We start from the raw sequence: 22934 nt of genomic DNA, 5'->3' as shown, positions 1-22934 counted from the left end.
TATGAATTTTTTAACAGCAGAAATGGTTTATTTTCAGATATATCCGAGTTTTAACTTCTATTTAAGATTTAATAATTTTTCTTCCTTATTGTAATGAAATTTTCAAATTTCAATTGGTATAAAATTTTCATTCATTTATCAATACACTAAATATCAAAATATTATGAAAAAACTATTTTTTACCCTCTGCGTTTTTTCTTCTTTAATTGTTAATGCTCAAAGCATTAATTTAGTAGAATTTGCGTCCGGGCTCACCAGTCCGGTTGAAATTACGAACGCCAATGATGCCCGTCTCTTCGTCGTGCAGCAGAACGGAATCATCAAGATTATTCAGCCCAGCGGAACAATCAACGCAGCTGATTTTCTAAATATCAGCTCCAAAGTTCTTTATGGAGGAGAAAGAGGGCTTTTGGGGCTTGCATTTCACCCTCAATATGCCACGAACGGATATTTCTTCGTGTATTACAATAATGCCTCGAACGGAAATATTACCGTAGCAAGATATTCTGTAAATGCTACCAATCCGGATATTGCAGATCCTGCTTCTGAGAAGATCATTCTGAATATTCCCAAACCGTTTGACAATCACAATGGTGGAAGCATTCATTTTGCTCCCGACGGATACCTCTGGATCGTTACAGGAGATGGCGGAAGCGGCGGCGACCCCAACAACAATGCTCAAAACATCAATTCACTTCTGGGAAAAATGTTAAGAATCGATGTAAATTCCACAGGACCGTATAATATTCCACCTGGAAATCCTTTTGCAGGAAATCTGGTAACCGGAGCCGACGAAATCTGGTCATATGGACTTAGAAATGCATGGAAATTTTCATTTGACACGACCACAGGAAATGTGATGATTGCTGATGTGGGACAGGGAGCGATTGAGGAAATCAACAAAATGCCCATTACACAATCGGGAATCAATTACGGCTGGCGTTGTTACGAAGGGAATAATGCTTACAACACGGCAGGATGCGGCAATATGGCCTCCATGACTTTTCCGGTAGCCGTTTATGATCATTCCGGTGGGAAATGTTCAATTACCGGGGGCTATGTTTACAGAGGCAGCCAGTACCCAGCACTGCAGGGAAAATATTTCTTCGCAGATTATTGCTCTACCCAGATCGGTTTTATGAACCCGGACAATTCCATCGTGTGGGGACCGGCAAGTTCAGGCAATAATTTTTCCACTTTCGGGCAGAATTCTCAAAAGGAGCTGTTTGTGGCAGCTGTAAACAGTGGAAAAGTATTTAAAATTACAACCGGATCTCTGGCAACAGATGAAACTTCAGACCTGATTTCTATAAACGTCCACCCCAACCCGGCTTCTGAGAAAGTTTTCATTGAAGGACTTCCGGACATGAATAATACTGCTGATCTCATCAGCACAGAAGGAAAAATCGTGCTTGAAAAAGCAAAAATTGAATATGACGGCAGCGTTGATATTACAGGAATCCCTCCCGGGGCCTATTATCTTATCATCAAATCAGGAGACGTGAAATCTTACAGCCAAAAACTTATTATTAAATAATATGACCTAATTTGATTCTTTTCAACACATTAAATAAAAAAGCAGTTCAGATGCTGAACCGCTTTTTTATTTTATATCGTCATAGAGAAAATTCTTGTTTCCGGCTTGTTCCTCATCATTCTGAGGTCAAAAACCATTGCAACGTTTCTCGTAAATGCCCGTCCTTTTTCAGTAATTTTGATCTGGTTATCGTAGATTTCCACCAATTCGTCCTTTTCCATTTCTTCCAGCATTTCAAATGCGTTTTCAAGCCCAGGGAAGGAATTTTTATCGGTAAAGGTCGTTTCAAGCTGACACATCAGGTTCAGAATATGTCTTCTCACAGTAAGATCTTCCTCATTAAGGATATGTCCTTTTACTACAGGAATTTTACCTTCCTCCACCATTTTCTGATATTCTTCCACCGTTTTTACATTCTGGGCGAAAGCATACCAGGAATCTGAAATAGCGGACATGCCAAGGCCTACCATTAATTGGGTTTTACTTGAAGTGTAACCCATAAAGTTCCTATGAAGCTTTTTATGGATTAAAGATTGGTACAGATCATCGTGTTCCAGGGAAAAATGATCCATTCCTACCTCAATATATCCTAAGTCTTCCAGCAGCTTTTTCCCGTCTTCGTATAAACGGCGTTTTTCTTCACCGCTTGGCAGGTCATTTTCATCAAAACCTCTCTGTCCTACTCCTTTTACCCATGGAACGTGGGCATAAGAATAGAAGGCAAGCCTGTCAGGTTTCAGCTCCATTGTTTTTCTGATGGTATATTCCATCGCCTCCCAGGTCTGGTGCGGAAGTCCGAATACAAGATCATGGCTGATCCCTCTGTAACCGATTTCCTTAGCCCATTCCGTCACATTTTTTACATTTTCAAAAGGCTGTATCCTGTTGATTGCCTTCTGAACCTTAGGATCATAATCCTGAACGCCAAAACTTACTCTTCTGAATCCAAGATTGTACAAGGTCTGAAGGTGATCTCTGGTTGTATTATTCGGATGTCCTTCAAAAGAGAACTCAGGATGTTCTGCAATTTCCACCGTTTCAAAAATACCTTCCAATAAGGTCTTGAGATTTTTCGGCGAAAAAAAGGTAGGTGTACCTCCACCAAGGTGAAGCTCTTTCAGCTTCGGCTTCTCTTCAAAAAGTCCTAGATAGAGTTTCCACTCCTTTAAAACGCTTTCCAGATACGGAATTTCAACGCTATGCTGTTTGGTTATACGTTTGTGGCAAGCACAGAACGTACATAATGCCTCACAAAAAGGTAGGTGAATATAAATAGAAATTCCCTCCTCTGCATTGCTTTCATGGAACGACCTGATCACGGTCTCTTTCCACTTTTCTGGTGAAAAAGTGCTTTCATCCCAATATGGAACGGTAGGATAAGATGTGTAACGCGGTCCGGGAATATTATACTTATCTATTAAAGAATTCATTTCAAAATTTAAAATATTATCGAAACTGAGCCTAAACCAGTTTCATCCTGCAAAATTAACCATTACGAATGAATTTTAAACTATGAAATATATTAGCCCGTATTTTATAATGAGTCTAAATACGACTGCTACTGGAATTTCCCTAAGAATGATAAATTCTATACCTAAAATTTAAAATTTTAATTTCATCACAGAGATTTTGCCATTTCCTGCAAAAACTACTGTGTTTCCATTTACCCAACTGCAGACGAAAAAACCTTTCTCATCCGAAATTTTCTTCCATGTTTTCCCAAAATCAGAGGAATAACTGATATGCTTATCTCCTACTGCAATGATTTCTTTCCCTTTTGATCCCGGCCTGATCTTTACACAGGTCGTATAGCCTGCATTTTTCCCGGAGGCCTGTATCTGCCATGTTTTCCCGGCATCATAGGTTGTTGCAATATTATTAATGTTTTCGTCCTGCTTGGTATAGTCTCCGCCTACTGCAATCCCAAATTTATCATCATAAAAATCTATTGAATACATTCCCTGTGAAGACTCTCCCTGGATGAAAGGAGTTTCAAAAACTTCAAGATTTTCTTTTTTCAGATCCATTCTTAAGATTCTTGATGCTTTCCCACCTGTAGCAATCCATAAGAAATTTTTGGACGAAGCAATATTAGTATTACTGGCAGCAAACGCAGCCTCGCCGCTGTTCAGTTTTACATTATTTTTGAACATTCCCCATTTTCCGTTACAGTAGACAGCCAACTTCAATAAATTATCTTTGTCTGTATCGCTGAAAGTGAAAGCCAGTTTATCATTCACAAAGTGAAGCGCATCATAAAAAGCAGTTTTCGCAGTATCTGTAAAAACAATTTCCGATTTCAGGTCTTTTTTATTGATTTTAAAAAAATTAGCAGGACTTTCAATATTAATGGCATAAAAAGCACTGTTATCCTGCGACAGTGTTCTGAATTGTAATTTTTTATCAGAAAGATTTATTTGTTTTCGATTTTTCTGATTTTTAAGGTCTACAAAACCGAATTTTGAATCTGTTCCGCTATACCAGACTTTATTATCATACAATTCGAGAGCCCTTATACTTATTTTATCATTCAAAACAGTGGTAAAGCTTTCGACCTGCTGGGAAAATGCCAATATTCCCAGACACAAAAACAGGATGGAAAAAGTTTTTTTCATAGTAAACAAAAATAAAAAATCCGCAGAATATCTGCGGATTTATGGTTTATATTTTTTAATCTAAATCAGGTTTTTCCAAAGGCTCCTGTTCCGCTTTAAAAGTTTCGCCAAACTCACCCTTCTGAAGTTTTGAGTGTTTCTTACTATACAGGAAGTAAACAAAGAACCCGATGATCAGCCATGCAAAAGAATACATCTGTGCTTCTTTGCTCAGGTTAAAGATCAGGTAAACATTAATTGCAATACCTAAACAAGCAATTAAAGGAAGTGCGGGCACTTTAAAGTTTCTCTGTAAATTAGGCTCTTTTACTCTTAATACCCAAACTGCTACACATACCATTGTGAATGCAAATAAAGTCCCGAAACTGGTCATATGCGCAAGGTCATTGATTGGCGTAAGGGATGCAATAGTAGCAATTACGATTCCTAAAATAACAAGGTTTTTCGTAGGTACTCCTGTTTCAGGGTTTACTTTTGAAAAAGTAGCAGGGATTAATCCGTCTTTAGACATCCCTAAGAAGATTCTTGACTGTCCCATAATCATTACCATCAATACTGAGATTAATCCAACAGTAGCAGCGATAGTGATAATATATCCGGCCCATGCGTATCCGGCAATATCGAATGCATACGCTACAGGAGCTTTAATGGCATCCGGATATTTACCAAGCGGATTAAAGTCTGTATAATGCATCATTCCTGTTAATACCAGAGATACAAGGATGTATAAAAGCGTACAGATGATCAGCGAAGCGATGATGGCAAATGGCACATCTTTTTTAGGATTAATAGCTTCTCCAGCCTGTGTGGAAACGGCATCGAAACCTACATAAGCAAAGAAGATAGCCGATGCTCCGGCCACTACCCCGGCGATACCATATGCAGAATGGGAGACTCCGTTTTCTGTAATCGTGGTAGCCTCAGGAATGAAAGGAACCCAGTTTTTAAAAGGATCAGCAGAACCGAAAATAATAAAGGCTCCTGCAATAATTACAAAAATAATAGCAGAAACTTTAAGGAGTACAATAAAGTTATTGGCTTTGGCAGCTCCTTTGGTTCCCCGCACAAGAATAGAAATAACGAAGAAAACAATTAAAAACGCAGGTAAATTCATTGAAAAGCCTGAATTTCCTGCCGCAATATAAGTTTGTGGATCTGTGGTAAGATAGGCAGGAAGATGCATCCCGAACATTTTGAGAAGTTTTCCAAAATATCCCGACCAGGATACGGCGACGGTCATAGAGCCCATAGCGTACTCCAGTATCAGCCCCCAGCCTATGATCCAGGCAAAGATCTCCCCTACCGTTCCATAAGCGTAGGCATATGCTGAACCTTCCACTGGAAGTATGGAAGCAAATTCTGCATAGCAAAGTGCTGCAAATACACAGGCAATTCCCGCAATTACGAATGAAAGCGCCAAAGCTGGCCCTGCATTATAATAAGCACCCGTTCCTGTAAGTACAAATATTCCTCCTCCAATGATGGCCCCGATTCCGATAGCAGTAAGGCTCCATTTTCCCAGAACGCGTTTCAGCTGACTTTTTTTGATATCAGCTTCATAAGCGCTCATTGGCTTCTTAACCCAAATTTTAGACATGTTTATTTATTTAATTAAAGATTTACGAAAATATAAAAATTTTACAAACCTTAACGTTTATTAATAAACTTTCATGATTTATTTTAAACAAATACATTTAAAAAGCTGATTTACACATTATTTAATTTATTTTCAAAACTGCTAATTTTTGCGTATTTTTGATCGCATGAATTTATATGATCTTTTCGTAAAGCCGTATGAAAACTATAGTAGCATACAAATTCTACTGGAAGCCAGCGGTGCATTTTTCGGAATTTTGAGCGTCTATTTTTCAATTAAAAAAAATATCTGGGTTTACCCTACCGGCATCATTTCTACCCTGATCTATGTTTATATTCTTTTTAATTTCGGACTGCTTGGCGACTGTATGATTAATGTATATTACACAGCAATGAGTATTTACGGCTGGATCTTATGGTCAAAAAATTCTGAAGATCATATTCATGTAGAAGTAAGCTGGGCTACGACCAGGGAAAGGATATTTGCAGGCGGTCTGTTTATTTTAAGTCTTGCATTGGTTACCCTTATATATTACTATAAACCCTACATTGATAATCAGTTTTCTATGAAAGGTACAAACTTAGGATTATATCATCTTGATTGGGCCAACTGGCTTGATGTAGTCACTACTTCTATATTTTTAGTTGGAATGTGGTTTATGGCGAAACAGCGCATTGATAACTGGATTTTCTGGATTATCGGAGACTTTATTTGTATCCCTATGATGATTTTTAAGGAACTTGGTATCACTTCGGTTCAATATTTGGTATTTACTATAATGGCTATCTCAGGATATGTCAATTGGAAAAAAAGTTTAAAAGAAAAAAGTACAATAAAGTCATGAAAAATTTATTTAAAATAGCTTTCAGTATTTTAGCTATCAGTAGTTTAACATCATGTTTGGCGTATTCTGACGGGTATGCAAACAATGGCTACGGCGATCCGTATTATAATAACGGATATTACTATGCTCCTTCCGGATATTACGGAAGCGGTGGTTACTACGGAAATGACGGCTATTATTACAGAAACGACGTTAATTATTATTACGATAACGGTATTCCTTATTACTACTATAATAATGGAAACGACCGAAGAAAAGTATATGTAGAGAGAAGAACCACAACCTCTTCAAGACCAAGTAACGGATTCCGTAATACAGGTAACAACGGAGGTAATTATAATAACGGCGGATTCAATAATAACAGAACCGGCACGAGAAACAGCAGTACCAACGGCGGATTCAGAAATTCGAACAGCGGAAACTATAATAACAATCAGAGACCTCAAAGTAACCAGAACAGCGGGGGCTTCAGAAATAGCGGAAGCTACCAGAATAATCAAGGAAATCAAGGAAATCAAGGGAACCAAAACAATCAGAATAGCGGAGGTTTCAGAAATACACAGCAGAACAATCAGAACAGCAACAGAACGGAATCTTCCGGCGGCGGGTTCAGAGGAAGCTCAAGCTCTCAGCAAAGCAGCAGTTCTACAAGACAGCAGTCCAGCGGGGGCGGATTTAGATAAAACGATTATAAATAAGAAAACGGGCAGCTAACACTGTTCGTTTTTCATTTTAAATATATTAATTTTGCTCGTTAATTTTAGACTAAAAATATGGAATTTTATAAATATCAGGGGACTGGAAATGATTTTGTGATGATTGACAACCGGGACCTGCAGTTTCCCAAGAATAAAGATATTATTGAAAAATTATGTGACAGACGTTTCGGAATCGGTGCGGACGGACTGATCCTTCTAGAAAATGATAAGGATTACGATTTCAGAATGGTATACTATAATTCTGACGGCGGCGAAAGCACCATGTGCGGAAACGGCGGAAGATGCCTTGTTGCATTTGCATTCTTTCTGGATATTTTTGAAGACAGATGCAAATTCATTGCAATAGACGGTGAGCATGAAGCAGAAATCCATAACGGGATCATCAAATTAAAAATGATTGATGTGGATATTATTTCCGTTGACGGAGAAGATACTGTAATGAATACGGGATCGCCTCACTATGTAAAATATGTGGAAAATTTGGTGAATTACAACGTTTTTGCAGAAGGCCACGGCATCAGAAATTCAGAAAACTATAAGGACAATGGCATTAATGTGAATTTTGTAGAAAAAATTACGGACGATGAAATTTTCGTAAGAACCTATGAACGAGGCGTTGAGGACGAAACTTACAGCTGCGGAACAGGAGTTACTGCTTCTGCTTTAACTTTTTTACAAAAAAACAATCTAATTTCCGTAAAAGTTAAAACTTTAGGGGGAAATCTTAAAGTGCATGCTGAAAAAAACGGAAATTCTTTTCAAAATATTTGGCTTGAAGGTCCTGCAAAGCAAGTTTTTAGAGGTAAAACAGATCTTATTTAAAAACTAAACTTTTAATCAACTTTTTAATAATGAAAAAAACTGTTCTTATTATCGCTCTCATTATTGTTGGGGCGGCAGGATTTTTTGGTTTGAGATTTTATAATAAATATTATGGAAACAACGTGGAAAAGGATGGCTATGTTCTCATTCCGCACAAAGCGGATTTCAAGCAGATTCTTGATTCCGTGGCTCCATATGTAAAAGATAAGGAAGCTTTTGAAGCAGTAGCAAAGGATAAAAATCTGGACAGGTTTTTTAAGCCAGGTCGCTATCATTTTCAACCAGGGGCAGGAAACACCAACCTTGTGAACATGATTAAAGCCGGAAACCAGTCTGAAAACACCTTCAGGATAGGCGATTTCGGGGACATGTACCAAATGATAGGAAAGGTTACAAAAAAAACGGAGCTGGATTCCCTACAGTTTGTCAATGACCTGAATAAAGTGGCCGTAGAAAAAGGTTATAATAATGCGGAAGATTTAAAAAAGTATTTTTTCATAGACACTTATAATTTTTTCTGGACAGTAAGCCCGAAAGAGTTCTTTAAAAAGTTTGATGAACAGTACAATGAATTCTGGACAAGCGAGAGAAAAAACCGCGAGCAGCAATCCGGACTTACCAGAGATCAGATCTATGCTCTGGCATCTATTGTCTACAAAGAATCAGGCGGAAAGAAGGATGAAATGAAAACAATTGCTGGGTTATATCTGAACCGTTACAGAAAAGGAATGAAACTTCAGTCGGATCCTACAGTGATTTATGCTATTAATAAGCAGACTAATTTTAAGGAGCCTATTAAAAGAGTATTGTACAAACATTTGACAACACCATCCCCCTACAATACCTATGCGAATGCAGGCATTCCTCCGGGCCCTATCTGTATCGTAGATAAAAATTCTGTAGATGCGATTTTGAATGCAGAAAACAATAATTATATTTTTATGTGTGCCGATCCTGCAAGATTTGGCTATCATAAATTTACGGCAAGTGCAGAAGAGCATGCTATTAATGCAAAAGCTTACCAAGACTGGCTGAATTCTAAAAATATAAAATAAAAGATAAATTTAACTTTTATTAACAATATGATAATTAACTTTTAACACTTATATACGACTTATACATCTATAAATAATACATAAATCGTAATATCTGAAATCAAACCCAATTAAAGATTTCACAATATTAAGACTTATACTTTTACGATTTTACACAAAAAATACCTTATGAATCAGACGGAAATTGTCAACATTTTCACAAAAAAAACGCTAGCACTTACCTTTGTTCTTTCGGCAGCAGCAATGGCGTTTGCCCAGGAGAAAGCAGGCGTTACAGGAATGATCGTCAACAAGAACAATCAACCGGTTCCTTATGCTTCTGTGACGTTCAGCAATAAAGCAAACAAGACCTTAAGCGACGCTGTATTGACCGATGAAAAAGGACAGTACAAACTGGAGCTGGCACCAGGAAATTACGACATTACAGTAGAAGCAATCGACTACAAGAAAAGTGTGGTCAATAAAAGCATTGCAGGCCCGGGAAATATTGGTGCTTTATCCATACAGCCTGAAGCAGCCACAACTCTTGATGGCAAAACCCAGGAAATACAAGGTGTGGTGATCACTGCAGCGGCAACAAAACCCTATAAAGTGGAACTTGACAAAAGGACTTATGATCCTTCCCAGGATATTGTAAGCAAGGGAGGAAATCTTCAGGATGTGCTTTCCAATGTTCCTTCCGTTTCTGTAGATACTGACGGTACTGTGTCGATGAGAGGAAGCTCCAATGTGAAGTTCCTGATCAACGGGAAACCTTCTGCCCTGCTTGGAATAGATGATGGCGCCAACGCCCTTCAGAGTATTCCTGCAGACCAGATCGACAGAATTGAAGTAATTACCAATCCTTCTTCTAAATTCGAAGCAAGTGGTACGGCAGGTATTTTGAATATCATTTTAAAGAAAAGCAAGAAGACCGGATTTAACGGTAGTGTTATAGGGGCTCTGGGGTATCTTCCTCAAACCAGCCTTAATGCGAATCTTAATTGGAGAAAAGGGAATTTTACATGGTTTCTAAATGGTGGCGGAGGCTACAGGGAATCAAAAAATACCAGTAGAAATGATGATTATTTTAACAATGCTAAATTAGATGATGATTTGGTACAAAGAAATACCGACTCTGAAACTAAAAGTAAAAATAACAACTATAACGCTTCTGCAGGTATCGTTTATGACATTTCTGAAAAAACCTCAGTAAACGCATCCGGAACCGTAAGAACTTTTGACAGTGAAAATTTTGGGAATATTGATTATCGATACACTCCTCTTAATAATCCTTTTTATACATCCAACAGAAGTACCTTCGGAACCAACAACAACCTGGCCTTTCAGGGTGATTTTGGATTAGATCATAAATTTGATGATAAAGGACAGAATTTATCATTATCCTTAAGTCTACAGAGAAGCCGCTCATACAACGATACCAATATTGATGATACTATTGATAATTTGAAAGATATCATTAATCAGAATACCATTAACAGATCTGTTATAGGTAAAGCTGATTATGAATTGCCTATTGGTGAATATTCAAAATTAGAAGCAGGATACAGAATTGATATCAATACCAATGATTATAGTAATGATGTTCGCGAGAGCACCACTACAAAGCCATTGGATTTCCTAAAGCCGTACACTTATGATGCGACCTATAAGGAGACTTTCAATGCCTTTTATTTACAATTCAAAAGTAAAATCGGAAAATTGGGTTACCAAGTAGGTGTAAGGGACGAATTGTCGAATGTAGACATTAATTACCTAAGCCTCGATCCCAAGAAAAACGTACCTGCAACTACTAAAAATTACAATAACTTATTCCCAAGCGTCTATTTAAGTTATGAGTTCGCTAAGGATAATCAGTTGCTATTAAACTACACAAGAAGAATAGACCGTCCAAGATCATTCTTTATGATTCCTAATCCGAGTTATAACGATAACCAAAATATTTTTGACGGAAATATTGATCTTAATCCATCATATGTAGACTCTTTTGAATTCGGATACAGCATTTCAAAAAAGAAATTCACGATCAACCCTACGCTGTATTACAGACATCAGACTGATGATACAAAAATGTTAGTGTATAATATTTTAGCTACAGATGAAAATGGAGCTATTATTGATCCAAAGCGTATAGAATCACATACAAAACCAATTAACCTGGGCACAGATGACCGCTTTGGTTTAGATTTAAACTTCAACTGGGATGCAACAAGCTGGTTAAAATTCTTAGGGAATGTAGATATGTTTGGTTACAATACAAAAGGCAGCACTCTATATGATACCTTTGATAAAGATGGAAATCCTACCCAGGCGGTTGCTGATTTTAACGGGAAAGGTTTTTCAACTAGAGCAAGGCTTTCTTCAACGATTAAAGTGGATAAGACATTCAGCTTCCAGCTGCAGGGGTTCTACAGAGGAGGCCAGAAAACGGCTTACCAGGATAGAAAAGATATGTATGCCATCAGTCTCGGTGCTTCCAAAACAATCTGGAAGGGTGACGGAACTTTAGCATTTAACATTCAGGATATTTTCAATACCAGAGCAATGAGGTCTACAACATATACAGCAAACAGTATAAGAGATTCTTATATGCAATGGCAGCCAAGACAGTTCTCGGTTTCCCTGACTTACAGATTCAAGCAGGGTGAGAAGATAGAACAGCCTAAAAAGAAAAAAGATATCAACTCCAACGCAAGTGGCGACGACCAGCAAGCCCCAATGTAATACACAAAAAAATCCCGAAAATATTTTTCGGGATTTTTTTATTTTGCAGCTTCAGCGCGTTCTAATTTTTCTTTTTCAGCTTCATAGATTCTTCTTCTCAGGTCACTTGTGGAAAATCTATGATCTCTTTTGTTGTAAAAGATCTCAATTCCTTTTTCCTCACAGTACTGTTTGCCTGTAAAATCTCTGTTCATATAATCGTCCCCAATGATTCTTACGTCAATCACAAAGGATTTCAAAATATCAAGAAGGTCTTCTTCTGTGTAGTAAGGGATGATCTCATCTACAGCATTAACTGCCTTTAACTGAATGTATCTCTCAACAATACTTTGGCTGGGTTTATTTTTATTCGGACGGTCATGTGAAGGATCAACCTGAAGCCCGACAATTAAATAATCACATACTGTTTTAGCTTCTTCAAGCATTTTGATATGTCCTGCATGCAGCAGATCGAATGAGGAAAATGTAATACCTATTTTTTCTGTTTTCATAATAGTGTCAATTAAGATTCCGGCATATTAACTATTTTAAAACAATAAAAAAGCTCGTATTGCAGGAAAAGATTTTGTTATTATAAGTTTTTTAAATTCTTTTTTAAACAGCTCTTGAGCCAAGATACTGCTGCCATTTCCAGACTGTTCTTAAAGATTCCTCCAATGAAGTCTCAGACTTCCAGTGAAGCTCTTTTTCAGCCTTATCCGCATTAGCATAAGCAATGGTAATATCTCCCTCTCTTCTCGCACAAATTTGGTAAGGAACTTTCACATCATTAGCCGTTTCAAAAGCTTTTACAACTTCCAATACGGATGAGCCCTTTCCTGTTCCAAGGTTAAATATATCAATCACCGTTTCTTCATTGCTATGTAACAAGTGCTTAAGTGCACTTACATGGGCTTTAGCCAAATCAACGACATAAATATAATCACGAACCGCCGTTCCGTCTTCCGTATCATAATCATCGCCCCAGATATTCAGCTTCTCACGAATTCCTGCAGCTGTTTGGGTAACATAAGGAATTAAATTATTAGGAACTCCCAATGGAAGTTCGCCTAATTTCCCGGACGGATGAGCTCCGATAGGATTAAAATATCTTAAAAGAGAAATTCTTCTGTTGTAGGCTTTTGCAAAATCAATCAAAATTTCTTCGCCCATCTGTTTTGTTTTACCGTAAACACTTTCAGGCATTTTCAGTGGTGTATTCTCGTCAATCGGCATTTTCTCTGCCTGTCCGTACACTGTGCATGAAGAGCTGAAAATAAAATTTGAAATTCCTCTTTCCTTAAATTCCTGAAGAATATTGATCAGCGTAAATAAATTATTTTCATAATAATCTATTGGCTTTACCTGGCTTTCTCCAACGGCTTTGGAAGCTGCAAAATTGATGCATCCTTCAATCTGATGGGCATCAAAAACCTGGGTAAGAAGCTCTTTTCTCTTCAGGTCAAAAGGATAAAAAACAGGTTTCTTACCTGCAACCTCCTCAATATTTTTTAAAATAAATTTTTCAGAATTGGATAGATCATCTACAATGACAACATCAAAGTCATTATTCAAAAGTTCTACAACTGTATGAGAACCAATATATCCAAGTCCGCCTGTAACAAGTATTGCCATTTTATTTTTTTTAATCGTTGTGTTTTCCTATGTTTTCTATTTCACTTTTTGCCGGAATATGTTTAAAATAATTTATAAGTAAAACCGGTCCTATTAAAAATAAAGTAAGTCCAAATAAAAAAGAATAAATATATGCACCCCATTTACCATCATAATTAATATAAAAACTCACTGAAGCCAAAATTATAATCGTAATACATGTACTATTTAAATATTTAAACATTTTTCTTGATTCCTTAAAAACATGTACAAATGTTAAAATCAATAATATAAATGCAATAAAATTTAAAAAATAAATAGGGATTCTAAATTTAATATACTTTTCGACTAATCTATAACCTTTAAGTAAAACATTAATTACAAATACTCCATAATAAATGATCCAGCCTAAAAGAAAAACGATAGTAAAAAAATAAGCAAACTTATTTTTAAGTATTCTTTCATCGTGAAGCATAGCCTAGCCTACTTCATAAATTCCAGCACCGCATCCGTAATATACTTCAGCTGCTCTTCATCCAGTTCAGTATGCATAGGCAGGGAGATTACCTGATCCAGAAGCTTATCGGTATTCACAAAGTCTGCATCATTGCTTTCCTGGAAGTAGGCTTTTTGCTTTCTCAATGCTACCGGATAATAGATCATGGCAGGAATTTCCTTTTCTGTAAGGAATTTCTGAAGCTCATTACGTTTTCCGTTCAGGATTCTTAAAGTATACTGGTGGAATACATGTGTTGAGCTTTCTGATCTTTGTGGAGTAAGAATATCTGCATGTCCTGCAAATGCTTCATCATAATAATCAGCAGCCTTTCTTCTTGCTTCATTGTAAGTATCCAGATGAGGAAGTTTTTTTCTTAGGACTGCCGCCTGAATACTGTCCAATCTGGAATTCACTCCTACCTCATCATGATAATATCTCTCGTACATTCCGTGGTTAACGATTCCTCTCAGACGGTGTGCCAGTTCATCATTATTAGTGAAAAGAGCCCCACCATCTCCATAGCACCCTAAATTTTTGGAAGGAAAAAATGAAGTAGTCCCTACCGTTGCCATGGTTCCCGCATATTTCTGAGTTCCGTCAGAAAACGTATATTGTGCTCCTATTGCCTGTGCATTGTCTTCAATAACATACAGGTTATGCTCTTCCGCAATTTTTAAGATCTCTTCCATATTGGCACACTGTCCGAAGATATGGACCGGAATAATTGCTTTTGTTCTTGGAGTGATTGCTTTTTTAATTTCTTCCGTAGAAATTGTGAATGTATCGTAATCTACATCTACCAGTACTGATTTCAGTTTAAGCAGATGAATAACTTCTACTGTAGCGGCAAAAGTAAAATCTGCAGTGATTACTTCATCCCCTTCTTTCAGGTCCAAAGCCATCAGTGCGATCTGCAAAGCATCCGTTCCGTTAGCACACGGAATTACATGCTTTACATCTAAATAAGATTCCAATTCATTCTGGAAAGACTTTACTTCAGGGCCATTGATAAAAGCCGCAGAATCCATTACATTTAAAACCGCATTGTCTACATCATTTTTTATTTTGTAATACTGACTTTGCAAGTCAACCATCTGAATTTTTTTCATAAATAAATATTTGTGTAAAAATAAGGAATTTAAAATCCTATCAAAAATTTTATTGATTTTGTTTTATCTTTATAGAAAATAACTTTATGAAAAAACTTTTACTCTTTTGTCTTTTAGTGGGTTACTCTGCTGTAAATGCACAAACGGAGCTTGTTTTTGTTTATTTTACAGACAAACCGAATAAAGCTGCTTTTTATGCCAATCCACTATCTGAACTGAGCCAAAAATCCCTCAATAGACGTATTTCGCTGGGTATTGTCCTGAATGACCAGGATGCCCCTATTGAACAGTCATATATCCAGAATCTTCAGAACCTCGGCTTTACCGTTACCGATTATTCCAAATGGCTTAATGGTGCAGCTGTAAACGCAACTCCCACACAGATAACAGTTTTGCAGGCACAGCCTTACGTGCAGTCGGTGGGACGTTTCGCAAAAAATAATACTTCTGTCCCTAAAACAGTGGTTCAAAATAAATGGAATCCGGTTTCTGAAACTCAAAAAACACTGACTGTTTTCGATTATGGTTCCGGATCTGCCCAGATCGACCAGATCAATATAAGACCTCTTCATCTTGCCGGTTTTACTGGTATAGGGGTCTCCATTGCAGTTATTGATGCAGGTTTTCCTTATGTGGATACCGGATCTGCATTTGAAAGATTACGTACCAACAATCACATTAAAGCCGTTTATGATTTTGTTACCAAAACAAGCAATGTATACAATACTGCCATCAGCAATCATGGATCTGCTGTGTTAGGTGCTATTGGCGGATATATCGAGAATACTTTTGTAGGCTCTGCCCCGGATGCCGATTTTTACCTTTACCGAAGCGAAAATGCTGTCGGTGAAATCCCCGAAGAAGAATTGTACTGGATAGAGGCGGCTGAAGAAGCAGACAGAAAAGGTGTTGATATTATCACAACCTCACTTGGATACAATGTTTTTGACGACTCCCGGTACAGCTATACGTACTCGGATATGAACGGAACTACTTCTTTTATTGCCAGAGCGGCAGAAATAGCTGCCAATAAAGGGATTTTCGTTCTTGCAGCAGCAGGAAATTCAGGAGTCCAGCCCTGGCATTATATTATGACCCCTGCAGATAATGCCAAGGTGTTCAGTATAGGATCTGTAGATGCGGCAGGAAACTCTTCAGGATTTTCATCTTATGGCCCCAATTCCCTTGGTGTAGTAAAACCTGACGGAAGTTCAAGAGGAACTGCAGCCGCAACGGTGACCAACAGTACATTAACCTCCGTTAACGGAACATCTATTGCAACCCCCATCGCTGCAGGTGGTGTAGCCTGTTTTATTCAGGCCTTTCCATCGATGAACAGGGAACAGATCAGGACAAAACTCCGTCAGACCGCTTCTCTTTACCCGGGCCACACAGACCAGATGGGCTATGGAATTCTTAATTTTGGAAGCCTTTATAATCAGGTGCTGAACACCTCTGAAATAGTGAAAAAAGAAAAGTTTGCCATCTTCCCCAACCCTGTAAAAAATATTCTGAATATTGCTTCTGAAGGTGAAATTATATCCCTGGAAGTTTATGATAATTTAGGGAAGCTGATCAGGAAAAATAGCGGACAGAAATCTGTAAAAGTAGAGGATTTTCCGAAAGGAACCTATTACCTGAAAATTAAGATGAAGAATGATACTTTTTATGAGAAGTTCTTAAAAGAGTAATTAAACAACGATTAAATTGATGAAAATAAACTGCAGCATTTTTAAATTTTATTTCACACAGATTACTCAGATTTTTTAAGGTAACAAATGTATTTAATAGGAACGGGCTTTATACTGTTAAATAATTTAAACATTTTGCCAAAGGCTTTAGCTAAAATTTTAATCAATACAAAAAAACGCCTCTCGATTTGAGAAGCGTTTTTATATATCAGTTAAGCTGAATTTCTGCTCGCATTAATATTTCCGAATAATGACCTTGTCACCAGCTTTGCGTAAGCTTCCCTATTGCCTTCTTCTTTCTGGATTTTTATTAAGGCATATTGCTGAATACTCAATAGCGGCAAAACAATCTTTTCTCTTATTTTCACAGATTTTCTGGATAACGGATCTTCTTCCTGCAGCATTTTGAAGCCGGTAAGTTCCAGCATAATATCCCTCGAAAGAACATATTCATCATAAAGCACATTCCAGAATGCTCCGAATTTCGGATTGTTTTTAATGTAATATGTAAGCGGGAAATAAGACTTGTTCATACTCATCATAGAATTCAGAACTAAAGTTTTAAAGAAATCCGAACCTTTATACAGTTCTTTCACTTCATCCAGCCTTCCCTGCTCCTTCATCTGCTGCATGGCAAATCCGAACCCGAAAAACCCGGGAACATTCTGCTTCAGCTGTGACCACGATCCTACAAAAGGAATGGCTCTCAAATCTTCAAATTTCAGCTCGCTTCCGTTTCCTCTTTTGGACGGACGGCTTCCGATGTTGGTCTTACCATAATATTCGAGGGTACTCATCTCCTGGAGATAAGGAACGAACATAGGATGCGCTTTCAGATCCGAATATTTTTTATAACTGATGTCAGCAAGCTCGGCGATCAGTTTTCTTTCTTTTTCTGTAAGGTCTTTTTTCGAATTTTTAAAAACATCATTTTCAACTCCGGCGGTCAGAAGTTGCTCAAAATTGTATTTGGCCTGTTCTTTATTTCCAAAAATACTGGTGATTGTCTGGCCTTGAATAGTCAATTCGATTTTATTGTTCGCAATGGTATTTCCCTGTGATGCATAAAAATCATGGGTTTTTCCTCCTCCCCTTGCCGGCGGTCCGCCTCGACCGTCGAAGAATACTACTTTAATTCCATTCTGAACGGAAAGTTGAGTTAAAACTTCTTTGGCTTTATAAATTTCCCAGTTGGCTTTAAGATAGCCTCCGTCTTTTGTTCCGTCTGAAAAACCAAGCATAATCGTCTGCTGGTTTCCTCTGCTTTCAAGATGTTTTTTATAGATAGGATTCCGGTAAAGCTCACTCATTACGTTTTCAGCATTGGCGAGACCTTCCATGGTTTCAAAAAGCGGAACAATATCCATTTTGATCTCTTCATCCTGATAGCCGCAGATTTTAAAGAACGCATACACATTCATCACATCCTTTACAGCATCGGAATTTGAAATAATATAGCGGTTTATTCCTCTTTGTCCATTTTGATCCTGAATTTCGGAAACCTGGGAAACCGTTAATAAAGTATCTTTAACGATATCTTCAAACTGATCTGCATTAACCCTTTCACCAAACTGAATCAGTTTATTAAATTTTTCTTCTTCAGAAGCTTCTGCACCTTCAAATACTTTAGCAAACACCTCATCGATCACTCTCTGATGGATCCTGCTGTCCTGGCGAACATCCAGCGTGGCAAAATGAGTTCCGAAAATTTTCACGCGGTCCCTAAAATTTGCCAGAAGATCTAAAAACAGGGAATTGTGCTCATTCACCAGTATTTTTTCTGCTTCATCAGCTTTTCTCAGAATATCATCTGCAGTGATCATTTTCCCGTTAAAAATGGCACCGTAAAGCTCATCACTTAACTGGGTTAATACTTCAGAAACACCTCTGAAACTTAATCTTCTTCTGATAAATTTCAAATGGCTGTAATAGGATTTCAGGATTGCGGAACGAAGTTCTTCTGCTACCTTTTTGGTAACATCTGCAGTGACGAATGGGTTTCCGTCCCTGTCTCCACCCGGCCAGAAACCAAGCTGAATAATATCTTCATGAAGATGGAAATGACCGTTTCCAAAAGTCTTTTTGATCTTGGTAAACAGTTCTCCGATGGTATCGTAATAAACATATCTTAAATAAGAAATGATGCTCAGTGCTTCATCAATTGGAGTTGGCTTTTCCTTATTGACAAAAGGTGTTTTCCCCAATTGCTGCAGAAGCATATCGATCTGGGTAACGGAATCACTGGTAATAGCGCCCCGCAAATCCTGGATAATCCTCTGCACCGAACTTGGATAAAACTGGGTCGGGTGTGCTGTAAACACGACTTTTACCGTAAAATCCTTTAGTTTTTCGCGAACTTTTTCAAGTTTATGATCCTGGTATGAACGTTCGAAAAGATTGGTGACCGTTCCATTGTCGCTTTCAGAATGAAGGCTTGGAAAGGCAGCATCTTCAATACTGTCAAACAAAACTACCTGCCTTTCAATATACTGTATGATCTTGAAAAGAAGTTCAACTTTCTGCTCTTCCGTCTGAAGATCGGTATGGTTTTTAAAGAATTCTTCAATAATTTCCTCAGGGGTTTTGCCTTCTTCATATCCGTTTCGGCTTTCCTCGTAAAGGAATGGGAGAAGCATCCCGATATTGGTCATTTTATCATAAGGCAGGCTCATAAATAATGAATTGTAGATCTGGAACTTATTCTCCACGATCTGCCTGAATTTTTCTGCTCGTTGGTCGTGTATCATATAACAAATGTAATGGATTTTGGAATTAAATGAATTGATAAATGACAAAAAAACGCAGGAACAGCAACAAAATTATTTTTTGAATACAGCAGTTTAATGATTAATTTTACTTTTCACAGAAATTAATCCATATCTCATGAAAAATATCTTCATATTCCTTTTAATGACTTTTATTTTCACGGCTTGTGGTGAAGATTGTTATAATGCTCCTCAAACGATAGCTTTTAAATTCGTTGATTCTAATGATGAAAATCTGATCACGAACGGAACACTCACTGCTTATTCAATTAAGGATGAAAACCAGAATGAAATACAATTAACCAAAACATCCGACGACTTAATCATTTTAGAAAATGTGGGGGCTTATAATGGGACAAAAAAATACAACTTCCAGTCTAATGTCAAAACTTTTGATTTTTCAATACAGTCATCAGAGTTTAAAGGAGGCTGCGATGGGTATCAGATTAATAAATTAACATTTACAGGCATAGGGATTGATGTAACTGACGAAAAAGGATATTATAAAATAATATTCCAATAATTTAAGCATATTCTATTTAAATAATAATTATGAAAATTATTTCGATCATTTCTTTTCTTATTTCAGGTCTGCTGCTTTGTCAAAATACAGTACCCGCCGATTTCAGGAAAATTCCCGAGATCCTTGACAATATTGAACTCCTCTATCCATTCATTGTTCCTGATAAAGATTATGGCTACTGGCGGGTACTGACTAATGATCCGGATCCTGATAAAGCAGTTATCTATGAAAGCCAGATGCCGGATTTCATGACCATCAATGAACCTTTTCCTGAGAAAGGTTTTTTCCAGAAATGCATTGGTGAAAAATGTTTCACCTATATTCTGGCCTGCAAAAAAGACAGAGCTGTATATTTTGCCAGTGAACAGCAACTGAGAGATTTTATCGGAACGGTTGACAATCTTCCGGAAGCTATTCTGCTGGCTAAAACTTATGGCTTTTCAGTAGACACCGGTAATAAACTCAGCGGATCCTATAAAATTGAAGACAAACATATTGACCTGTACCTCTCAAAGTCTAGAGGCTGCCCGGAAAATAAAGAATCTTATTATATAAAGATCAACAGAAAAAACGGAAAGCTTGAATCAAAAAACAACGGTACTTATTTCAAAAGTGATAATTGCAACCAGACTTCCCAATAATAAATTCTCTCGCTGATTGCACAGATTACGCACATTTTGCAGCATTTTAAAAGACTGCTTCATCGAATCAACAAAGTTGATTCCCGCTTTGCTTTCTTAGAATAATATATGATGAAACATCATCTTTGCGTTAAAAAATTCTATAGCTTAGATAATTTTTGAAACATTTTATGCCAAACTCTTATCGGCCAGCCCAATAAAATCTACATTGTTATTATAAAACGCTTTGATAGGAATTTTAAAATTTCATTAACTCAGTTTTCGTATTGCATTGCGTAAATTTGAATCAAATAAATTTAGAACAATGCTTAATTTCGAATTTAAAAATCCTACAAAAATACTTTTTGGAAAAGGTGAAATCGCTAAAATTTCCCGCGAAGTTGCAAAAGATGCCAGAATATTAATGATTTACGGAGGCGGAAGCATCAAAAACAATGGTGTTTACGATCAGGTAAAAGAAGCTCTGAAAGATCATGATTTATATGAATTTGGTGGTGTTCCTGCCAATCCTGAATATGAAGTATTGCTGGATGCCTTAAGTTTTATCAAAGAAAAAAACATCAGTTACCTACTGGCTGTAGGTGGAGGATCTGTTATTGACGGAACTAAATTCCTTTCAGCAGCTGCCAATTATGACGGTGAGCCTTGGGACATTCTTAGAAATTCAGTAAGAACATTTGAAGGTGAGGGAATGCCTTTCGGAAGTATCCTGACTTTACCGGCAACAGGTTCTGAAATGAATTCCGGTTATGTGATCTCAAGAAGAGAGACCAATGAAAAACTGTCTTCCGGCGGTCCCGGACTTTTTCCTCAGTTTTCTGTCTTAGATCCGGAAGTGATCAGAACCATTCCTAAAAACCAGATTGTAAATGGAATTACAGACGCTTATACCCACGTTCTGGAACAATACATGACTGCTCCTTCTTCTGCTGATCTGCAGGAAAGAATTGCAGAAAGCATCCTGATCAGCCTGCAGGAAACCGCTCCTAAAGTTTTAGCTGATGATTTTGATTATGATGCTGCCGGGAATTTTATGTGGTGCTGTACGATGGCTCTTAACGGACTTATCCAGAAAGGGGTGATCACAGACTGGGCTGTACATGCCATGGGCCATGAACTGACCGCTTACTTCGGAATCGACCATGCAAGAACTTTAGCCGTTATAGCCCCTTCCCATTACCGTTATAATTTTGAGACCAAGAAAGGAAAGCTGGCTCAGTATGCTGAAAGAGTATGGGGTATTAAAGACGGAACAGTGGAAGAAAAAGCAGAACAGGGAATTAAAAAGATGGAGGAATTTTTCCACAGTCTGAACATCAAAACCAAACTTTCGGAATATACGGAAGACTATAAAGGAACTGCAGAAAGAGTGGAAAAGGCATTTACAGACAGAAACTGGTCCGGCCTTGGTGAATATAAAAAACTGACGCCTCAAGATGCTTATAAAATTGTGGAGATGAGCTATTAAAGTTGCGGGATGCGAGTTTCGAGTATCAGCGTTAATTTCCGGGGCTTGAAAGTTTATTATTAGGCTTTCAAAACCCGAAATTTGTAACCCGAAACCCGAACCTCGCATCCCAATCCCTATAAAATTCTTTTATTTATAAACATTCGTTTAAAAAAGCTGGATTTCATTACAAATATTTCAAATTTATTTATATTTTAGCATATTCTTAAATTTGTGAAAATGAAAAAACAGCTACTTTTATTTGCCTTTTCTGCTTTAGCACTAACTTCCTGTAAAGATGACAATATCGAAGCTTATGAATTAGAAATGATGAGCGGAGACTGGAAGGTAAGCAAAATAGAAATTATTTCCGGAAAGGACAATAAAACAGTAATTAAGACCGAAACACCTTCTGACTGTGAGGCTAAAAACATTCTGCATTTCAGAAGTGATTATTATACAAGCTATACCTACTATTCCGAAGTGGGACTTGAATGCCAGATGGCAGGAAAAACTGAAGGTAAATACACTTATACTGAAGAGTCTAAGCTCCTGAGTATAAAAAATGACAATGATACTGAAAGATGGTACAGAGTGGAAGTGCTCACCAGCCATGATCTGAAACTGGCACAATTATTCAACTCCTTTGATCAGGACGGTGATGGTGTTGCCGATCTGACCTATGTTAGCTACAAAAGATAAATACAGACTCCCGGTTTTCGGGAGTTTTTTATTACATTTATAAGATATTTA

General features: G+C 37.4%; 19 protein-coding genes. 11 read left to right on the top strand and 8 right to left on the bottom strand.

Annotation, left to right across the window (positions count from 1 at the left end; genetic code table 11):
* The first annotated feature begins 163 nt into the window (after positions 1–163).
* Entirely contained in the window at positions 164–1537 is a 1374-nt protein-coding gene (locus ACM40_RS15390) for a PQQ-dependent sugar dehydrogenase (RefSeq protein WP_048503622.1), read from the top strand.
* Positions 1538–1608: 71 nt separating this feature from the next.
* Here the strand turns inward: ACM40_RS15390 and hemN are convergent, their stop codons facing one another.
* The 3 genes from hemN to ACM40_RS15375 all read right to left on the bottom strand — a co-directional run bounded on the left by hemN (position 1609) and on the right by ACM40_RS15375 (position 5749).
* Entirely contained in the window at positions 1609–2967 is a 1359-nt protein-coding gene (hemN, locus tag ACM40_RS15385; RefSeq protein ID WP_048503621.1) for an oxygen-independent coproporphyrinogen III oxidase, read from the bottom strand.
* A gap of 171 nt (positions 2968–3138) precedes the next feature.
* Positions 3139–4152, bottom strand: a complete 1014-nt coding sequence (locus tag ACM40_RS15380; RefSeq protein WP_048503620.1) for a WD40/YVTN/BNR-like repeat-containing protein — start codon at positions 4150–4152, stop codon at positions 3139–3141.
* A 55-nt stretch (positions 4153–4207) separates the two neighbouring features.
* Positions 4208–5749, bottom strand: coding sequence for an APC family permease (locus tag ACM40_RS15375; RefSeq protein ID WP_048503619.1), 1542 nt, complete (start codon positions 5747–5749; stop codon positions 4208–4210).
* Between the two features lie 166 nt (positions 5750–5915).
* Here ACM40_RS15375 and pnuC point away from each other — a divergent pair, with 166 nt between their 5' ends.
* From pnuC to ACM40_RS15350, 5 genes are all read left to right on the top strand, one after another.
* On the top strand, positions 5916–6593 hold the full coding sequence (gene pnuC / locus ACM40_RS15370) for a nicotinamide riboside transporter PnuC (protein ID WP_048503618.1): 678 nt from the start codon (positions 5916–5918) through the stop codon (positions 6591–6593).
* The gene (locus tag ACM40_RS15365; RefSeq protein WP_048503793.1) at positions 6590–7276 is read left to right on the top strand and encodes a hypothetical protein; all 687 of its coding nucleotides are present in this window, start codon (positions 6590–6592) and stop codon (positions 7274–7276) included. The genes pnuC and ACM40_RS15365 overlap by 4 nt, the downstream gene beginning before the upstream one ends.
* Positions 7277–7366: 90 nt before the next feature.
* Complete coding sequence (gene dapF, locus ACM40_RS15360; protein WP_048503617.1) at positions 7367–8134, top strand: diaminopimelate epimerase; 768 nt, start codon at positions 7367–7369, stop codon at positions 8132–8134.
* A gap of 29 nt (positions 8135–8163) precedes the next feature.
* Positions 8164–9189, top strand: a complete 1026-nt coding sequence (mltG, locus tag ACM40_RS15355) for an endolytic transglycosylase MltG (protein WP_048503616.1) — start codon at positions 8164–8166, stop codon at positions 9187–9189.
* 168 nt (positions 9190–9357) lie between these two features.
* Positions 9358–11913 carry a TonB-dependent receptor domain-containing protein gene (locus tag ACM40_RS15350; RefSeq protein WP_048503615.1) on the top strand — a complete coding sequence of 852 codons (2556 nt, stop codon included), beginning with the start codon at positions 9358–9360 and terminating at the stop codon, positions 11911–11913.
* 38 nt (positions 11914–11951) lie between these two features.
* On the opposite strand, the gene ACM40_RS15345 is transcribed toward ACM40_RS15350, so the two are convergent.
* The 4 genes from ACM40_RS15345 to ACM40_RS15330 all read right to left on the bottom strand — a co-directional run bounded on the left by ACM40_RS15345 (position 11952) and on the right by ACM40_RS15330 (position 15114).
* Positions 11952–12404 (bottom strand): adenylyltransferase/cytidyltransferase family protein, encoded by a 453-nt coding sequence (locus tag ACM40_RS15345; protein ID WP_048503614.1) that lies wholly within the window; start codon positions 12402–12404, stop codon positions 11952–11954.
* 103 nt (positions 12405–12507) lie between these two features.
* Positions 12508–13527 carry a UDP-glucose 4-epimerase GalE gene (gene galE, locus ACM40_RS15340; protein WP_048503613.1) on the bottom strand — a complete coding sequence of 340 codons (1020 nt, stop codon included), beginning with the start codon at positions 13525–13527 and terminating at the stop codon, positions 12508–12510.
* A 10-nt stretch (positions 13528–13537) separates the two neighbouring features.
* On the bottom strand, positions 13538–13981 hold the full coding sequence (locus ACM40_RS15335) for a hypothetical protein (protein WP_048503612.1): 444 nt from the start codon (positions 13979–13981) through the stop codon (positions 13538–13540).
* An 8-nt stretch (positions 13982–13989) separates the two neighbouring features.
* Positions 13990–15114, bottom strand: a complete 1125-nt coding sequence (locus ACM40_RS15330; protein WP_048503611.1) for a DegT/DnrJ/EryC1/StrS family aminotransferase — start codon at positions 15112–15114, stop codon at positions 13990–13992.
* Between the two features lie 86 nt (positions 15115–15200).
* Here ACM40_RS15330 and ACM40_RS15325 point away from each other — a divergent pair, with 86 nt between their 5' ends.
* Positions 15201–16805 (top strand): S8/S53 family peptidase, encoded by a 1605-nt coding sequence (locus ACM40_RS15325; protein ID WP_048503610.1) that lies wholly within the window; start codon positions 15201–15203, stop codon positions 16803–16805.
* 212 nt (positions 16806–17017) lie between these two features.
* On the opposite strand, the gene ACM40_RS15320 is transcribed toward ACM40_RS15325, so the two are convergent.
* A complete protein-coding gene (locus ACM40_RS15320; RefSeq protein WP_048503609.1) occupies positions 17018–19552 on the bottom strand; it encodes a phosphoenolpyruvate carboxylase in 2535 nt (844 codons plus the stop codon).
* Positions 19553–19688: 136 nt separating this feature from the next.
* Here ACM40_RS15320 and ACM40_RS15315 point away from each other — a divergent pair, with 136 nt between their 5' ends.
* From ACM40_RS15315 to ACM40_RS15300, 4 genes are all read left to right on the top strand, one after another.
* Positions 19689–20093: a hypothetical protein gene (locus tag ACM40_RS15315; protein ID WP_048503608.1), complete on the top strand. Its 405-nt coding sequence runs from the start codon at positions 19689–19691 to the stop codon at positions 20091–20093.
* A gap of 29 nt (positions 20094–20122) precedes the next feature.
* Entirely contained in the window at positions 20123–20734 is a 612-nt protein-coding gene (locus ACM40_RS15310; protein WP_048503607.1) for a hypothetical protein, read from the top strand.
* 304 nt (positions 20735–21038) lie between these two features.
* Positions 21039–22202: an iron-containing alcohol dehydrogenase gene (locus tag ACM40_RS15305; protein WP_048503606.1), complete on the top strand. Its 1164-nt coding sequence runs from the start codon at positions 21039–21041 to the stop codon at positions 22200–22202.
* 219 nt (positions 22203–22421) lie between these two features.
* Complete coding sequence (locus tag ACM40_RS15300) at positions 22422–22883, top strand: lipocalin family protein (RefSeq protein ID WP_048503605.1); 462 nt, start codon at positions 22422–22424, stop codon at positions 22881–22883.
* Positions 22884–22934 lie beyond the last annotated feature (51 nt).

The organism is Chryseobacterium sp. BLS98 (assembly GCF_001045445.1).
Classification (GTDB): Bacteria; Bacteroidota; Bacteroidia; order Flavobacteriales; family Weeksellaceae; genus Chryseobacterium.
Note: the sequence above shows the minus strand (reverse complement) of the source record. Positions and strands in the feature narration are given on the sequence as shown.

What these genes read in the sequence shown, in the direction of transcription:
- ACM40_RS15390 (WP_048503622.1), top strand. Translation starts at nt 164, where the DNA reads ATGAAAAAACTATTTTTTACCCTCTGCGTTTTTTCTTCTTTAATTGTT.
- hemN (WP_048503621.1), bottom strand. Translation starts at nt 2,967, where the DNA reads ATGAATTCTTTAATAGATAAGTATAATATTCCCGGACCGCGTTACACA.
- ACM40_RS15380 (WP_048503620.1), bottom strand. Translation starts at nt 4,152, where the DNA reads ATGAAAAAAACTTTTTCCATCCTGTTTTTGTGTCTGGGAATATTGGCA.
- ACM40_RS15375 (WP_048503619.1), bottom strand. Translation starts at nt 5,749, where the DNA reads ATGTCTAAAATTTGGGTTAAGAAGCCAATGAGCGCTTATGAAGCTGAT.
- pnuC (WP_048503618.1), top strand. Translation starts at nt 5,916, where the DNA reads ATGAATTTATATGATCTTTTCGTAAAGCCGTATGAAAACTATAGTAGC.
- ACM40_RS15365 (WP_048503793.1), top strand. Translation starts at nt 6,590, where the DNA reads ATGAAAAATTTATTTAAAATAGCTTTCAGTATTTTAGCTATCAGTAGT.
- dapF (WP_048503617.1), top strand. Translation starts at nt 7,367, where the DNA reads ATGGAATTTTATAAATATCAGGGGACTGGAAATGATTTTGTGATGATT.
- mltG (WP_048503616.1), top strand. Translation starts at nt 8,164, where the DNA reads ATGAAAAAAACTGTTCTTATTATCGCTCTCATTATTGTTGGGGCGGCA.
- ACM40_RS15350 (WP_048503615.1), top strand. Translation starts at nt 9,358, where the DNA reads ATGAATCAGACGGAAATTGTCAACATTTTCACAAAAAAAACGCTAGCA.
- ACM40_RS15345 (WP_048503614.1), bottom strand. Translation starts at nt 12,404, where the DNA reads ATGAAAACAGAAAAAATAGGTATTACATTTTCCTCATTCGATCTGCTG.
- galE (WP_048503613.1), bottom strand. Translation starts at nt 13,527, where the DNA reads ATGGCAATACTTGTTACAGGCGGACTTGGATATATTGGTTCTCATACA.
- ACM40_RS15335 (WP_048503612.1), bottom strand. Translation starts at nt 13,981, where the DNA reads ATGCTTCACGATGAAAGAATACTTAAAAATAAGTTTGCTTATTTTTTT.
- ACM40_RS15330 (WP_048503611.1), bottom strand. Translation starts at nt 15,114, where the DNA reads ATGAAAAAAATTCAGATGGTTGACTTGCAAAGTCAGTATTACAAAATA.
- ACM40_RS15325 (WP_048503610.1), top strand. Translation starts at nt 15,201, where the DNA reads ATGAAAAAACTTTTACTCTTTTGTCTTTTAGTGGGTTACTCTGCTGTA.
- ACM40_RS15320 (WP_048503609.1), bottom strand. Translation starts at nt 19,552, where the DNA reads ATGATACACGACCAACGAGCAGAAAAATTCAGGCAGATCGTGGAGAAT.
- ACM40_RS15315 (WP_048503608.1), top strand. Translation starts at nt 19,689, where the DNA reads ATGAAAAATATCTTCATATTCCTTTTAATGACTTTTATTTTCACGGCT.
- ACM40_RS15310 (WP_048503607.1), top strand. Translation starts at nt 20,123, where the DNA reads ATGAAAATTATTTCGATCATTTCTTTTCTTATTTCAGGTCTGCTGCTT.
- ACM40_RS15305 (WP_048503606.1), top strand. Translation starts at nt 21,039, where the DNA reads ATGCTTAATTTCGAATTTAAAAATCCTACAAAAATACTTTTTGGAAAA.
- ACM40_RS15300 (WP_048503605.1), top strand. Translation starts at nt 22,422, where the DNA reads ATGAAAAAACAGCTACTTTTATTTGCCTTTTCTGCTTTAGCACTAACT.